Raw genomic sequence first — 14,018 nt, 5'->3', positions numbered from 1 at the left:
TTGCCGCTTGCCGCTTGCCGCTTGCCGCTTGCCGCTTGCCGCCTCAGCTTTGCGCCGGCACCGTCGTTTTTGCCTTGTCCTGCAGCGTGAAGATGTCGCCCGAGCGGGTCAGTACGGCATCGCGTTGGTGGAACGCGTCCAGCGTCGAGCGATGGCCGATCGACACGATGGTGGTGTCGGGCAGCTTGCGGTCGAGCAGGCGATACAGCGCGGCTTCTGACGGTTCGTCGAGCGAGGCGGTGGCCTCGTCGAGAAACAGGTAGTGCGGTGCATGCAGCAGTGCCCGGGCGATGCCGAGGCGCTGTTGCTCGCCCAGGGACAGCGTTCTGTTCCAGTGGCCATGTTCGGTGAGCCGATCGGCGAGCCCCGGCAGGCCGACCTCCTTCAGCACCTCGCCGACCTGAGCAGGACTGAATGCGTCTGCTCCGGATGGGTAGACGATTGCGGCGCGCAGTTCGCCGACCGGGAAATACGGCCGCTGCGGCAGCATCATCAGCTTGGCATCGGCCGGAATCGCGATCGAGCCGGAGCCGAACGGCCAGATGCCCGCGATGGCGCGGAACAGCGTCGACTTGCCGGAGCCCGACGGGCCGGCGATCAGGGTGCGTTCCTTGCCGCTGATGCGGAAGTCGTCGGCGGTGATCAGCGGCTGCCCGGCGGGCAGGCTGAGCTTCAGATCGTCGAGATCGATCGATCCGCGGCTGTGCTCGGCGACGCGGGCCACACCGGGATTGGCGCGGAGTGCGTTGGCGTTGTGGATCGCGGCCTCGAAGCCGTCGAGACGGGCGACCACAGACTGCCATTCGGCCAAAGTGCGATATGCGGTGATGAAGAACGACAGCGAGTCCTGCACGCTGCCGAATGCCGAGGCGGTCTGCATTAGCCCGCCGAGTTGCACCTTGCCGGCGAAATAGGCCGGCGCCACCAGGATATAGGGGAAGATGATCGAGGCTTGCGAGTAGCTGGCGGTGAACGCCGTCAGCTTCTTGGTGCGGCTCATGATCCGCATGAAGTTTTCGGCCACCAGTCCGAACCGCGACGCCAGCTTGCCGCGCTCGGCGGGCTCGCCGCGCAACAGCGCGATCTGCTCGGCGTTCTCGCGCGCGCGCACCAGGTTGAAGCGGAAATCGGCTTCGAACCGCTGCTGGCGGAAGTTGAGATCGGCCAGCGGCGAGCCGATCCAGTGCGTCAGCGCGGTGCCGAGGATCGCGTAGATCAGCGCGCCCCACACCAGATAGCCCGGGATCGGAATATCGCGGCCGAACACGTGCAGCGGCGCTTCGTCGGACAGACCCCACAGGATCACCACGAAGGACGCGAGCGTCACCACCGCGTTGAGCAGGCCGACACCGAGTAGCAGCGTCCGTTCGACGAACATCTGGGTGTCTTCGGCGATGCGCTGGTCCGGGTTGTCGGCGGCGTCGCCGAGCAGCTGCATCTTGTAGTGATTGGCGTCGTGCAGCCAGTCGCCGAGATAGCGCTCGGTCATCCAGCGCCGCCAGCGGATCTGCAGCCACTGGTTGAGGTAGAGCTGGTAGACTTTCAGCGCGATCCAGATCGCCGCCAGCGCGCAGAAGTAGCTGAGCTGATAGACGAAAACATTAAAGTCCCGCTCCTGCAGGGCGTTGTAGAAGACGTTGTTCCAGCGATTGAACAGCACCGACAGGCCGACGACGGCGAGCTCAATGACCACGACCGCGGTCAACAGCGTCCATCCCATGCGTTTGTCGTCGGATTTGAAGTAGGGCGCGGCGATCCGCCAAACGGTGGCGAGGGTGGATCGGATATTGGTCACAGGAACGGTTTCTCCGGATGCGGCGCCTCCGAGCGGAGACGTGCTAGACGAAAGTTGTAGGTAAAACGAACTACAACGGCTTGTCGCGCCCTCTTGTCGCACCCTAGCATGAAGCCAAAGGTGGGGGATGGTGGCTGGCTGATTTCGCGAGGTTGTGAGCGCCCGTTCGCTGTCGCTCACTACATCGCGTGCGTCGCTCCCTTCTCGATACCGGCAGTCAATAGCCGGCCGCTCGATCTCGAAGGGAGGAATTCGGATGTGGAACCAAATCTATAACCCGCTGGGGAGCGCCGCGCTGTCGACCCTGGCGGCGGCCATCCCGGTGGTCACGCTGCTGGTGCTGATCGCCAGTGGCAAAGTGAAGGCACACCTCGCCGCCATCATTGCGCTGATCCTCGCCAATCTGGTGGCGATCTTCGTGTTCACGATGCCGGCCAACATGTCGGTCCGCGCCTCGCTGCTCGGCGTCGTCACCGGCTTCTTCCCGATCGGCTGGATCGTCCTCAACGTCATCTTCCTGTATCGCATCACGGTCGAGACCGGCCGGTTCGAACTCTTGCAGCGTGCGATCGGCGGCGTCACCACCGACCGCCGGCTGCAACTGCTGCTGATCGCGTTTGCGTTCGGGGCGTTCTTCGAGGGGGCGTCGGGCTTCGGTACGCCGGTGGCGATCACTGCCGCGATCCTGATCGGGCTCGGCTTCTCGCCGCTCGCCGCCTCCGGCCTGTCGCTGATCGCCAACACCGCGCCGGTCGCCTACGGCGCGCTCGGCACGCCGATCCAGGGCCTCGCCTCGGTCACCGGCCTCGATCCCTATACGCTCGGCGCGATGGTCGGCCGGCAGCTGCCGTTCTTCTCGCTGCTGGTGCCGTTCTGGCTGATCTGGGCGTTCGCCGGCTTCCGCGGCATGATGCAGATCTGGCCGGCGATCCTGGTCACCGGCGTCGGCTTCGCGATCCCGCAATTCGTGATCTCGAACTACATCAATCCGTGGATCGTCGACATCGGCGCCTCGCTGATCTCGATGGGCTGCCTGATCCTGTTCCTCAAGGTGTGGCAGCCGAAGGAACTGTGGCTGTCGCCGAAGCTGCGCGGCAATGACGAGTCGGCCGCCACCATGAAGCCGCCGAAGCCGATGGATACGACGAAGCTGACCCAGCCACAGCTGTGGGGCGCGCTGCTGCCGTGGATCATCGTCTGCATCGTGATGCTGATCTGGGGCACCGGCATGTTCAAGAGCTGGGCCAACGCGATCTTCGTCTGGAACTACCCGGTGCCCGAGCTGCACAACATGATCAACAAGGTGCCGCCGGTCGCCGCCAAGCCGACGCCGGAAGCCGCGGTGTTCAGCTTTACCTATCTGTCGTTCACCGGCACCGGCATGTTGCTGGCGGCGCTGATCTCCGGCGTGCTGATGGGGATCTCGCCGGCCAAGATGATCGTCGAATACGGCCGCACCATCCGGCTGTGCGCGATCTCGCTGATCACCATCTCGGCGATGCTGGCGATCGGCACGCTCACCAGGTTGTCCGGCGTCGACGCCACGCTCGGCCTCGCCTTCGCGGCGACCGGCGTGCTGTATCCGTTCTTCGGCACGCTGCTCGGCTGGCTCGGCGTGGCGTTGACCGGATCGGACACGGCGTCCAACGTGCTGTTCGGCAATCTGCAGAAGATCACCTCGGAGCAGCTCGGTCTGTCGCCGATCCTGATGAGCGCCGCCAACTCGTCGGGCGGTGTGATGGGCAAGATGATCGACGCTCAGTCGATCGTCGTCGCCTCGACCGCCACCAACTGGTACGGCCACGAAGGCTCGATCCTGCGCTACGTGTTCCTGCATTCGATCACGCTGGCCTGTCTGGTCGGCGTGCTGGTGATGCTGCAGGCCTACGTCTATCCGTTCACCGCGATGGTCCTGAAATAGCCATCCGGAGCGGCGAAGTTGCGGGCCCCGCGGCGCAAGCCGCGGGGTTCGGCGTTTTCAGGGTGTCGTCATGGATCTGGTCAACCCGCCTGCGGGCGGGATAGAGAGTCCGGGCGGCATCCACATTGTACGAGGCAAGATGCGACCGACTTCACTGCTGACCTTCGCGGCACTGACCACATCGTTCCTGGCGGCATCGGCCGGGATGGCGGCGGCACAGACTGCCGGTGAATTTCCGTTCGGTTTGGAGATGACGCTCGAAGCGCCGCCGAAGCCGGGTTCCAAACGCATTCCGAACATCGAGATCGGCGACAAGGGCGAGGCGCGCATCGAGTTATGGTGCAAGGGCGGGACGGGGCAGTTCTCGGTGGCCGGCAACACCGTGATCTTCGTGCCCGGCACGATCGACAACCGCGCCTGTCCGCCGGACCGCGCCCAGGCCGACGACGCCCTGGTCGCGGCACTCTCGGCCGCGACGACATGGGCAAGGCAGGGCGATTACCTCACGTTCTCGGGCGGCGAGACGCTGCGGTTTCGGCTGAATACGAACTAACGGCGCGACGCAGAACTCTCCCCGTCATTGCGAGCCAACGGGTCGGCGCATAGCGCCGCCCGATGACAGGCTCCGCGAAGCAATCCAGCGCAGTGCACCGGGCTGGATTGCTTCGTCGCTTCGCTCCTCGCAATGACGGATCGTTGTAGGCGCCTCCAAGGCAATCACCGCAGCGTTCGTCATTCCGGGGCGCTCACGTAGTGAGCGAGCCCGGAATCCATATCCCCTGTCGCAACGTTGGAGCACAGCGTGACGGCCGCTGTGCCTTACATCAACCGCCGGCAGTATGGATTCTGGGCTCGCGCTGCGCGCGCCCCGGAATGACGAACGCGAGGTGAGTGCCAATCGCTGCTACTAGCCAGCCGCCTCATCCCTCAAGATCATATCGGCGCACAATGCCGCCGACTGGATCGCGCCGCTGTGGCCGCCGAGGCCGGAGTAGGAGGAGGCGAGGTAGAGGCCGGGGAGTACGGTGCGGGGCGTGCGGTAGGGTTTGCCGCTCTTGTCCGGCGGCAGCGGGGCAAAGCCGTAGACCGAGCCTTCGGGCGCACCGAGATATTGCTGAACCGACAGCGCGACGTTGAACGAACTCGCCGTCACGGCTCCGGCCAGGCCGGGATAGAGCCGATCGAGATAGTCGACAATCGCCTGCTGCCAGCGTCCGCGCTTGGCGCGATAATCGTCCTGCGACAGGCCGCTCCAATTCAACAGCCGGTCCGGCCCGACGACCGAGAGCACGTAAGGCGGCGCCGGCACGCCGGAGTCGATCGCAGCGTAGTCGGCGAGCGCGAGCGGCGGCATCCGATCACCGGGTTCGTCCGCCATCAAGGTCTTGCCTTCGGCGTAGGACGCCAGCGTCTGCATCCACTCCGGCAAAAGCTGGGTCACGAAGCTGCTGACGCCGAAGTCGCGCGGCGGCGCAGAGAGGCCGAGCGTCAGCGCGAACAATGAAAGGCCGAGCGGCCGATCCGCGGTGCTGGCGGTCAGTCGTGCGGCCTGGGGCTCCGGCATCAGCGCGGCGAGCGTCGCTGGGGCGGCGTTGCCGATCACCGTGGCCGCCTCGATGGTCTGCGGGTCGCTGCCGTCGCGCGCGGTGTGAGTGACGCGGCTCGGCGCGCCGGCCTCGCCGATCTCGATGCCGCTGACGATGCGGCGGAGCAGCACCTCGCCGCCGGCCTTGCGGATCGAGCGAGTGATCGCGCTCGACAGTCGCTGCGATCCGCCCTGCACGAACCGCGCGCCGGACAGCAGGAAGCCGCCCTGCGCGATCGCGAACGGCACCCACCACTGCGCGGCGGTGTCGTCGTGCACGTAGGACAGGTTGCCGGCGATCGCGCATTTCAGCGCTTCACGATCGCCGAACAGTGCCTGCAGCTTGCCCGCGAGCGACACCGACCAATCGGGAAACTCGGGCGCCAGCGCGAACACCGCGTCGAGCCCGCCGTCGCCGGCGGTCATCGCGAGCCGGCGCATCTCGCCGAGGAAGCGATCGATCGCATCGGCCGCGTCGGGGAAACGCGCGGTCAGTGCCGCGCGGGCGCCGTCGAAACTGTCGGGCAGCACGAACGGGGCGCCGAGCGGGCCGCCGCGCAATTCGTACAGCGCACCGGCCGGGATCCACTGCACGGCGTTGAGCGCGCGGGCGCGCTCGAGCGCGATGTGCTTGGGATCTTGCGGGTGATGCGGATCGCCGGTGAGGTGCAGCGAGCCTTCGACGAACAGATCGCCGACCTTGTAGCTCGACGCCGCGCCGCCGACCGAATTGCTGCGCTCGATCACCACCACGCGGCGTCCGTCGCGCGCGAGGATCGCGCCTGCCGTCAAGCCGCCGAGGCCGGCGCCGATCACCACTACGTCAGTGCGGGTCATTCAACCAAGTTCCTGCCGCCGAGAAAGCCGCTTCATTGCTGCAACGCGGCGACAAGTCAAACGGCCGCCGCGCCGGGCGGCCGCACCGGTTACGGCGACTGCCAGGTCGAGCTTTCGGAATCCCAACGCTGCCCCTTCAGCTCCTTGGCCAGCGCCGCGACCGCGCCGCCGTCGCTGCGCGGCTCAGCTTCCTCGTCGCCGGTTGAATCGTCATTAATGTTCAGCTTGGCGCCGTTGCTTTCGTCCGCCGTGGTGTCGGTGGGGTTACCGATCCACAGCAGCAGCTTGTCGGTTGCGCCCGGCTTGTCGGCGCTGACCATGGCTTCGACCTCGATTGTCTCGGTCAGCTGCAGCGACGGCACGAGGTCGCTGGGCTTCTTGAAGGTCAGCTTCAGCTTGCCGGTATTGTCGTTCCAGGCCGACGTCGCCAGCGTGGCGCCGAGCGTCTGCGCCAGCACGCCGGCGACGGTGGTGGCGACCTTGTCGCGGTTCAGCTTGTCGCCATCGCGCCAGCCGGCGGCCGGAAACAGGATGGTGCGGTCGAGTTCGATGATGCCGTTGGTCCAGCCGGCGGCGGTCACGCCCGGGAAGCTTTTGGCCTTGGCGATCACCGCAGCGGCATGGGCCGGGTCGGTCGTCAGGTTGATCACCAGCGTGCCGGCGCGCAGCGCGTCGCAGCCGATGCTGAGGCTCGACAGCGATACTTCGAGGTTCTGGCCCTTCAGCGTCTTCAGGAAATCGGCGGCGGATTCCAGGCTGACCCGGATGCCGACGGCTTCGGGCGATACTTCGGTGAAATCCTTCGGCGCCTGCGCGATGCTCTCGTCGCTCGCCTGGTTCTCGAGATATTCCTTCTCGGTGAGGTCCGAATTGTCGTTCGAGGCGATCTCGTGCACCGTGGTGCCGATGCTGATCTGGCCCTTGAAGTCGACGGTCTCGCCGTTCTGCTTGCGGGCGAGCTTCACCGTCACCGGAGCCTTGTCGCTGGTGGTCTGGGTGGTGCCGGTCAGGGCGGGGCCGTTGGCCTGCAGATTGGCGACGAAGCGGTCCTTGTGGTCGGAGCCCTTGGTCGGCGCGTAACAGACGTCGAGCACCGCCGAGGTCACCACCTTGCCCTGCCGGGTTTCCTTGAGGATGACGTCGGCGCCGTCCATGAAGCCGTCGAGCGCGGTGAAATAGCGGGTTTCGGTGGTGGTCGCCCCCGCCTTGGGCGCAGCCTTGCTCTGGGCTCGGGCCAAATCGGTCGCAGGCAGCAGCATCAGCAGGCTCAACAGAAGCGCGCGCATCGGGTGATTCCTCGCAGGATTCGCAGGTTCGAGACCTTGTTTGATTCGAGTTGGACCGAACCAAGGCCTGAGTAGCAAATCGCCGCCGCTTCGCCAAAAAACATGGCGGGAGGGGGCGGAGGGCGGCAATCCGCTGCGGTGCCTCCACACAGCCGTCATCCCCGCGCAGGCGATCTATCCGTCATTGCGAGGAGCGCAGCGACGAAGCAATCCAGCCCGCTGCACTGAGATGGATTGCTTCGCTTCGCTCGCAATGACGGGGTGAGGTCGTGGAGAAAATTCATGGGCCTCGGGGATCCGGTTGTCCGAAGCGGTCGCCCCAATCTCAGCCGTCATCCCCGCGCATGCGGGGATCCAGTATCGCAGAGAGCTCGTTGGTCATCGCAGGCGCCCTTGAATACTGGGTCGCCCGCTTTTGCGGGCGATGACGGGAGAGGGTGGGGCGGACGCCTCGACGACAATTCTCTCCCCCAACGCAACAAGGCCGCCCGGAGGCGGCCTTGCGTCAGTCGTTGGGGGACGAGGCGGGGGCTTAGAAACCGCCCATGCCGCCCATGCCGCCCATTCCACCGCCGCCCGGCATCGCCGGGGCGTCGGCCTTCGGCAGCTCGGCGACCATCGCTTCGGTGGTGACCAGCAGCGAGGCGACCGACGAGGCGTCCTGCAGCGCGGTGCGCACGACCTTGGCCGGATCGACGATGCCCTTGGCGAGCATGTCGACATAGTCCTCGCTCTGCGCATCGAAGCCGAACGTCTCCGACTTGTTCTCGAGGATCTTGCCGACCACGATCGAACCCTCGACGCCGGCGTTCTCGGCGATCTGCCGCATCGGGGCTTCGAGCGCCTTCAGCACGATGTTGATGCCGGCCTGGACGTCCGGATTGTCGTTGCTGATACGGCCGACGGCCTTCTTGGCGCGCAGCAGCGCGACGCCGCCGCCCGGCACGATGCCTTCCTGCACCGCGGCGCGGGTCGCGTTGAGCGCGTCCTCGACACGGTCCTTCTTTTCCTTGACCTCGACCTCGGTGGCGCCGCCGACGCGGATCACCGCGACGCCGCCGGCCAGCTTGGCGAGACGCTCCTGCAGCTTCTCACGGTCGTAGTCCGAGGTGGTTTCCTCGATCTGCGCCTTGATCTGCGAGACGCGGGCCTCGATGTCGGGCTTCTTGCCGGCGCCGCCGACGATGGTGGTGTTCTCCTTGTCGATCACCACCTTCTTGGCGCGGCCGAGCATCTTGAGCGTGACGCTCTCGAGCTTGATGCCGAGTTCTTCGGTGATCAGCTGACCGGCGGTCAGGATCGCGATGTCTTCCAGCATCGCCTTGCGGCGATCGCCGAAGCCCGGCGCCTTGACGGCCGAGACCTTGAGGCCGCCGCGCAGGCGATTCACCACCAGGGTGGCGAGCGCTTCGCCCTCGACGTCCTCGGCGATGATCAGCAGCGGCTTGCCCGACTGCACCACCGCTTCGAGCACCGGCAGCATCGACTGCAGGCCCGAGACCTTCTTCTCGTGCAGCAGGATGTAGACGTCGTCGAGTTCGACGGTCATCTTCTCGGCATTGGTGACGAAGTAGGGCGACAGGTAGCCGCGGTCGAACTTCATGCCCTCGACGATGTCGACTTCGGTGTCGAGCGACTTGTTCTCTTCGACCGTGATGACGCCTTCGTTGCCGACCTTCTGCATCGCCTGGGCGATCATCTTGCCGATCGGCGCGTCGCCGTTGGCCGAGATGGTGCCGACCTGGGCGACTTCGGCCGAGGAGGCGACCGGCTTGGCGCGCTTCTGGATGTCCTTGATCACGGCCTGGACCGCGATCTCGATGCCGCGGCGCAGGTCCATCGGGTTCATGCCGGCGGCGACGGCCTTGGCGCCTTCGCGCACGATCGCCTGGGCCAGCACGGTCGCGGTGGTGGTGCCGTCACCGGCGAGGTCGTTGGTCTTGGAGGCGACCTCGCGCAGCATCTGCGCGCCCATGTTCTCGAACTTGTCCTCGAGCTCGATCTCCTTGGCGACGGTAACGCCGTCCTTGGTGATGCGCGGAGCGCCGAAGCTCTTCTCGATCAGCACGTTGCGGCCCTTGGGACCCAGCGTGACCTTCACGGCGTTGGCGAGAACGTCGACGCCGCGCAACATGCGGTCGCGTGCGTCGCCGGCGAATTTAACGTCTTTGGCTGCCATTCAACTCTCCTGATGTCTGATAGAGGCGGATCAGCCGACCACGCCCATGATGTCCGACTCCTTCATGATCAGGAGTTCCTGACCGTCGAGCTTGATCTCGGTGCCCGACCACTTGCCGAACAGCACGCGGTCGCCCGCCTTGACGTCGATCGGCGTCAGCTTGCCGGTTTCGTCGCGGCCGCCCGGGCCGACGGCGACCACTTCGCCTTCCTGCGGCTTCTCCTTGGCGGAGTCCGGGATGATGATGCCGCCCTTGGTCTTGGTCTCGGCGTCGATGCGCTTCACCACGACACGGTCATGGAGTGGACGAAAATTGAGCTTAGCCATGGAAGAGATCCTGTGCTGTGTGCTGGAGGTGCTCGGCTTGCCGTGCCGAGTCGGTGCGCGGTTCAAGAGTAGTCCGCGTGTTGGCAATCGTGCTGCGAGAGTGCTAATTGTGCGTCCCGAATATGGCTTGATGCAGTTCCTGTCAAGCTGAGGGCGCCGCCTTCAAAGCTTAAGAGCTTGGTGAGGCGAATGATGGATTCTCGCGCCTGAATCGATGCGCGGGATCTTTTTCGAACGCATTGCCTGAAGCGGCATTTTGCGGTTGTGTGGCGAAGGGGCGCATGGGGATGTTGTCTCGGGGAGAAGTTATGATCAATTCAAGCAACGCACGCGCGCCTTTCAATCTGGCGATGGCGTCCCTGATGGCTCTCGGCCTGGGCGCGTGCGGCAGCTTCGGTGGGTTCGGCGGATTCGGGGGCGGCTCGCAGCCGGCCGAGATCGCGGAGCCGGCGCCGCCGCCGGAAGTTCCGGCGACCATTCGTTCCGAAGAGATCGTCGGGCGCTGGGGGCTGGCATCGTACCAGAACCCGGCCGACCGCGCCCGCACCGAAAAGGCGGCGCTGTCGCAGTGCAAGAATCCCTATGTGATCGGCGCCGGCGCCACCGGCGGCGTGATCATGCATCTGGCCGACCAGGCGACGCCGCAGGAATTGCGCCTCAAGGGTTCGCCGGGCGGCAAGAACTATATCGGTCCGGCCGGGCCGATCGGCGAGCAGGACCGCGAGATCGTCTCGTTTGACGGCCGGGTTCTGGTGACGCGGTTCCTCGACAAGGACGCCGCCACCCGCTACGGCAACATGGTGTATGTGCGCTGCTCCCCGCGCGCCTGATCGCCGAATAAAGAGGGCCGAAGCGGCCCCGGAGACTGGCTGACGCCATGACGTCATGATCGCCCTGCGCGGCCTGTTGGCCGGCCCCGGACGCGCGGTCGTGGTCTTGGCGGTGACCCAGATCCTCGGCTGGGGCATTCTGATCTACCCGCCGGTTCTGACCATGCCGCACCTCGTCGCCGACCGCGGCTGGTCGCTGGCGTTCGGCATGGCCGGCTTCTCGCTCGCGCTGGTGATTTCCGGGATCGTGTCGCCGATCGTCGGCGGTCTGATCGATCGCCACGGCGGCCATGTGGTGATGGCGCCCGGGGCGCTGATCGGCGCGCTCGGTCTGTTGCTGCTGGCCGTCACCGATGCGTGGCCGCTGTATTTCGCCGGCTGGGTGCTGCTCGGCGCCGCCATGGCGTCGAGCCTGTACGATCCGGCCTTCGCGACGCTCGCCCGGCTGTTCGGCAGTTCGGCGCGGCGGCAGATCATCTTCGTGACCTTCGCGGGAGGCTTCGCCTCGACCATCGGCTGGCCGGCGACGCATCTGCTGCTGGAGCATTTCGGCTGGCGCGGGACCTATCTGGTGTTCGCGGCCGTCATGGCCTTTGTGGTCGCGCCGCTGCACGGCTTCGCCCTGCCGCGCGCAGCGGCACGGGCGGAGGGAGCGGTGCCGCCCGGGCCGCATCTGGTGCCGCAGCAGCCGCTGCGGCCGGAGGGGCGCCCGTTTCTGCTGCTGGCGATGGGCTTCGCGCTGCACGCGCTAATCCTGTCCGGCGTCACCTCGAATCTGCTGGCGATGCTGGAGCGCGGCGGGCTCAGCGGCGCCACGGCGGTCACGCTGGGTGCGCTGTTCGGGCCGGCGCAGGTCGCCGCGCGGCTGATCGATTTCCTGCTGGCGGGCCGTACCCATCCGCTGTGGATCGCGCGGGGCGCTCTCGCCCTGATGGGCGCGGCGTTCGCGACGCTGGCCTTCGTCGGCGTGTCGGTCGGCGTCGCCGGCCTGTTCTGCATCGCGTTCGGCGCCGCCAACGGGGTGATGACCATCGCACGCGGCAGCCTGCCGCTGCTGATGTTCGGGCCCCAGGGCTACGGCCGGGTGATCGGGCGGATCGCGCGGCCGGCGCTGTTCGTGCAGGCCTCCGCGCCTTTCGTCGTCGCCGCGGCGGTGGAGCGGTTCTCGGACGCGGCGGTGATCGAGTTCGGCATGGTGGCGGCGCTGATCGGCGTTGGCTGCTTCATGCTGATCCGCGCGCCGCGGACGGCGGATCGATAGCGGCTCTCGACAGTCCCTGAAAAACAGAAGAGCCCCGACTCCGCTCGGCGAAGTCGGGGCTCTTGAACCTGCGAGATCGATCGCGACCGATCAGTTGAACATCGCGTCGATGTCGTCCTGCGAGGCGTGGCCTTCGTCGCCGAGCGCGCGCGGACCATTCAGCAGCTTGGCGTCGCCTTCGCGATTGTCGACCACCGGCGGCACGTGGGCCTTGATGGCATCGACGCCGCCCCAGATGTCCATCATCACCACGATGTGGTGCTCGATGAACTTCATGGTCTGCATCACCTTGCTGATGCGCTGGCCGGTGAGATCCTGGAAGTTGCAGGCTTCGAAGATCGAGATCACCCGCTCCTGGATTTCTTCGCTGAGCGCCTTCTGCTGATCGGCCGAGGTGACCTTGCCGAGTGCGGTGGCGGCCTGGTCGATCGCCTCCGCGGCTTCGAGGATCTGCTGCGTCGCCTCTTCGGTGCCGCCGACCACGGCGCCGAGTTCGCCGTTGACCCTGGCCATCTCCTCGCCGCTGAAGCTCTTGGTGTGCAGCACCGCGATCTCGCGCTTGGTCTGGTCGATCGCGTTGTGGATCAGGTCGAGTTCGACCTTGAGCTTCTCGCACTGTTCAATCTGGGCGCGATACTGCGCCAGCAGCGCGCGGGCCTCGGCGACCTCGTCCGCCGTGGACGCTTCGATCTCCTGGGTGCCGATGCCGCTGGCGACGATCGGTTGGCCGCCGCCGACGATCTGGGCGCGGATCGCGCGGAGTTCCGACATGATATCGTGGTGAGTCGGACCGGAGTCACAGTCGATCGGTGCAAGCGGCGGAGCGCTACCGAGCGTGAGTTCTTCGATCCGGAAGCGCTTGCGTTGGATTGACATCGGCTCATCCCGTTTTCAGGCAATACTTCTTTGTAGTGCCATCTCTTTAACGGTGCGTTGCCGGTTGGAACTAACAGTTGGTTGAGATCGCAAGCGCAAATACTCGACGTTAACCATCGTGCTTCGGCCTTCACCGAAAATAAACGTTAAGCGCAGCTTTGCGGCTGTTTCGCGTCGTGGTGAATCCTCGAGGCGGTTTCGTTTACCAAACCGATCCGGTTTTGGTTTCTGATCCGTTGCGTTCACCGGCGCCTTTGGGCGCATTCCGACGAAACAGTTCAGAGTACGTCGATGTTCAGGAAAACCACGCTTACCTTGCTGACCAGTGTGTCGTGCCTCGCCGCCGGGCTGCCGATCGCCTCGGCCTACGAGATGCAATCCTCCGCCCCGACCGTGATCTACGGCGCGCCGCAGGCGCCGCAGCCGGTGCCGGTGCGGACCGCGTCCGCCCAGCGCGGCAACATGGGCGGCGGCTTCATCGAGTTTCTGTTCAGCGACGGCGATCAGCCATCGCGGCCGCAATACTACGAGCCGGAGCCGTCCTACTATCAACAGCGTCGCCAGGGCCTGCCGCCGATGGACCCGCAGATGCAGGGGGCGCGGCAACCCGAGGAGATCGACCCGGCGCGGCCGGCGATGGATCCGAAATACGAGAAGCAGGTGGTCGAGTATCACGGCGCGGAGAAGCCGGGCACGATCGTGGTCGATACGCCCAACAAGTTCTTGTACCTGGTGCAGGGCGACGGCCGGGCGCTGCGCTACGGCATCGGCGTCGGCCGGCCGGGCTTCACCTGGTCGGGCGTCAAGACCATCTCGGCCAAGCGCGAATGGCCGTCCTGGACGCCGCCGAAGGAAATGCTGGCGCGCCGTCCCGATCTGCCGCGCTTCATGGAAGGCGGCCCGGAGAATCCGCTCGGCGCCCGCGCGATGTATCTCGGCTCGTCGCTGTATCGCATCCACGGCTCCAACGAACCGTGGACCATCGGCACCAACGTCTCGTCCGGCTGCATCCGGATGCGCAACGAGGACGTCATCGACCTCTACGGCCGCGTCAATGTCGGCGCACGCGTCGTAGTGATCTGAGCGCCCGCTCATCTGTCGCTGATACGACAACGGCCGCC

General features: G+C 66.0%; 11 protein-coding genes. 5 read left to right on the top strand and 6 right to left on the bottom strand.

The genetic code is table 11. The features are described from left to right. Positions 1–43 precede the first annotated feature (43 nt). Positions 44–1,795 (bottom strand): ABC transporter ATP-binding protein/permease, encoded by a 1,752-nt coding sequence (locus IP86_RS26335; protein WP_054165404.1) that lies wholly within the window; start codon positions 1,793–1,795, stop codon positions 44–46. Positions 1,796–2,051: 256 nt separating this feature from the next. Here IP86_RS26335 and IP86_RS26330 point away from each other — a divergent pair, with 256 nt between their 5' ends. Further along, on the top strand, positions 2,052–3,716 hold the full coding sequence (locus tag IP86_RS26330) for an L-lactate permease (RefSeq protein ID WP_054165403.1): 1,665 nt from the start codon (positions 2,052–2,054) through the stop codon (positions 3,714–3,716). Between the two features lie 205 nt (positions 3,717–3,921). Next, on the top strand, positions 3,922–4,269 hold the full coding sequence (locus IP86_RS26325; RefSeq protein ID WP_054165437.1) for an META domain-containing protein: 348 nt from the start codon (positions 3,922–3,924) through the stop codon (positions 4,267–4,269). Positions 4,270–4,623: 354 nt separating this feature from the next. Here the strand turns inward: IP86_RS26325 and IP86_RS26320 are convergent, their stop codons facing one another. The 4 genes from IP86_RS26320 to groES all read right to left on the bottom strand — a co-directional run bounded on the left by IP86_RS26320 (position 4,624) and on the right by groES (position 9,930). Then, positions 4,624–6,138 carry a phytoene desaturase family protein gene (locus tag IP86_RS26320; RefSeq protein ID WP_054165402.1) on the bottom strand — a complete coding sequence of 505 codons (1,515 nt, stop codon included), beginning with the start codon at positions 6,136–6,138 and terminating at the stop codon, positions 4,624–4,626. 89 nt (positions 6,139–6,227) lie between these two features. Next, positions 6,228–7,424, bottom strand: coding sequence for a hypothetical protein (locus IP86_RS26315; RefSeq protein ID WP_054165401.1), 1,197 nt, complete (start codon positions 7,422–7,424; stop codon positions 6,228–6,230). A 532-nt stretch (positions 7,425–7,956) separates the two neighbouring features. Continuing rightward, positions 7,957–9,603 (bottom strand): chaperonin GroEL, encoded by a 1,647-nt coding sequence (groL, locus tag IP86_RS26310; RefSeq protein ID WP_054165400.1) that lies wholly within the window; start codon positions 9,601–9,603, stop codon positions 7,957–7,959. A 30-nt stretch (positions 9,604–9,633) separates the two neighbouring features. Next, positions 9,634–9,930 carry a co-chaperone GroES gene (gene groES, locus IP86_RS26305; RefSeq protein ID WP_054165399.1) on the bottom strand — a complete coding sequence of 99 codons (297 nt, stop codon included), beginning with the start codon at positions 9,928–9,930 and terminating at the stop codon, positions 9,634–9,636. A gap of 308 nt (positions 9,931–10,238) precedes the next feature. Here groES and IP86_RS26300 point away from each other — a divergent pair, with 308 nt between their 5' ends. Next, positions 10,239–10,760: a hypothetical protein gene (locus tag IP86_RS26300; protein ID WP_054165398.1), complete on the top strand. Its 522-nt coding sequence runs from the start codon at positions 10,239–10,241 to the stop codon at positions 10,758–10,760. 55 nt (positions 10,761–10,815) lie between these two features. Next, positions 10,816–12,021, top strand: coding sequence for an MFS transporter (locus tag IP86_RS26295; RefSeq protein WP_054165397.1), 1,206 nt, complete (start codon positions 10,816–10,818; stop codon positions 12,019–12,021). A gap of 90 nt (positions 12,022–12,111) precedes the next feature. On the opposite strand, the gene IP86_RS26290 is transcribed toward IP86_RS26295, so the two are convergent. Next, positions 12,112–12,897 carry a protein phosphatase CheZ gene (locus tag IP86_RS26290; protein ID WP_054165396.1) on the bottom strand — a complete coding sequence of 262 codons (786 nt, stop codon included), beginning with the start codon at positions 12,895–12,897 and terminating at the stop codon, positions 12,112–12,114. 291 nt (positions 12,898–13,188) lie between these two features. On the opposite strand from IP86_RS26290, the gene IP86_RS26285 reads away from it, so the two are divergent. Then, on the top strand, positions 13,189–13,980 hold the full coding sequence (locus IP86_RS26285; protein ID WP_054165395.1) for a L,D-transpeptidase: 792 nt from the start codon (positions 13,189–13,191) through the stop codon (positions 13,978–13,980). Positions 13,981–14,018 lie beyond the last annotated feature (38 nt).

Origin of the sequence: Rhodopseudomonas sp. AAP120 (genome assembly GCF_001295845.1) — a bacterium.
Lineage (GTDB): Bacteria > Pseudomonadota > Alphaproteobacteria > Rhizobiales > Xanthobacteraceae > Rhodopseudomonas.
This window is presented reverse-complemented; position numbering and strand designations above follow the sequence as displayed.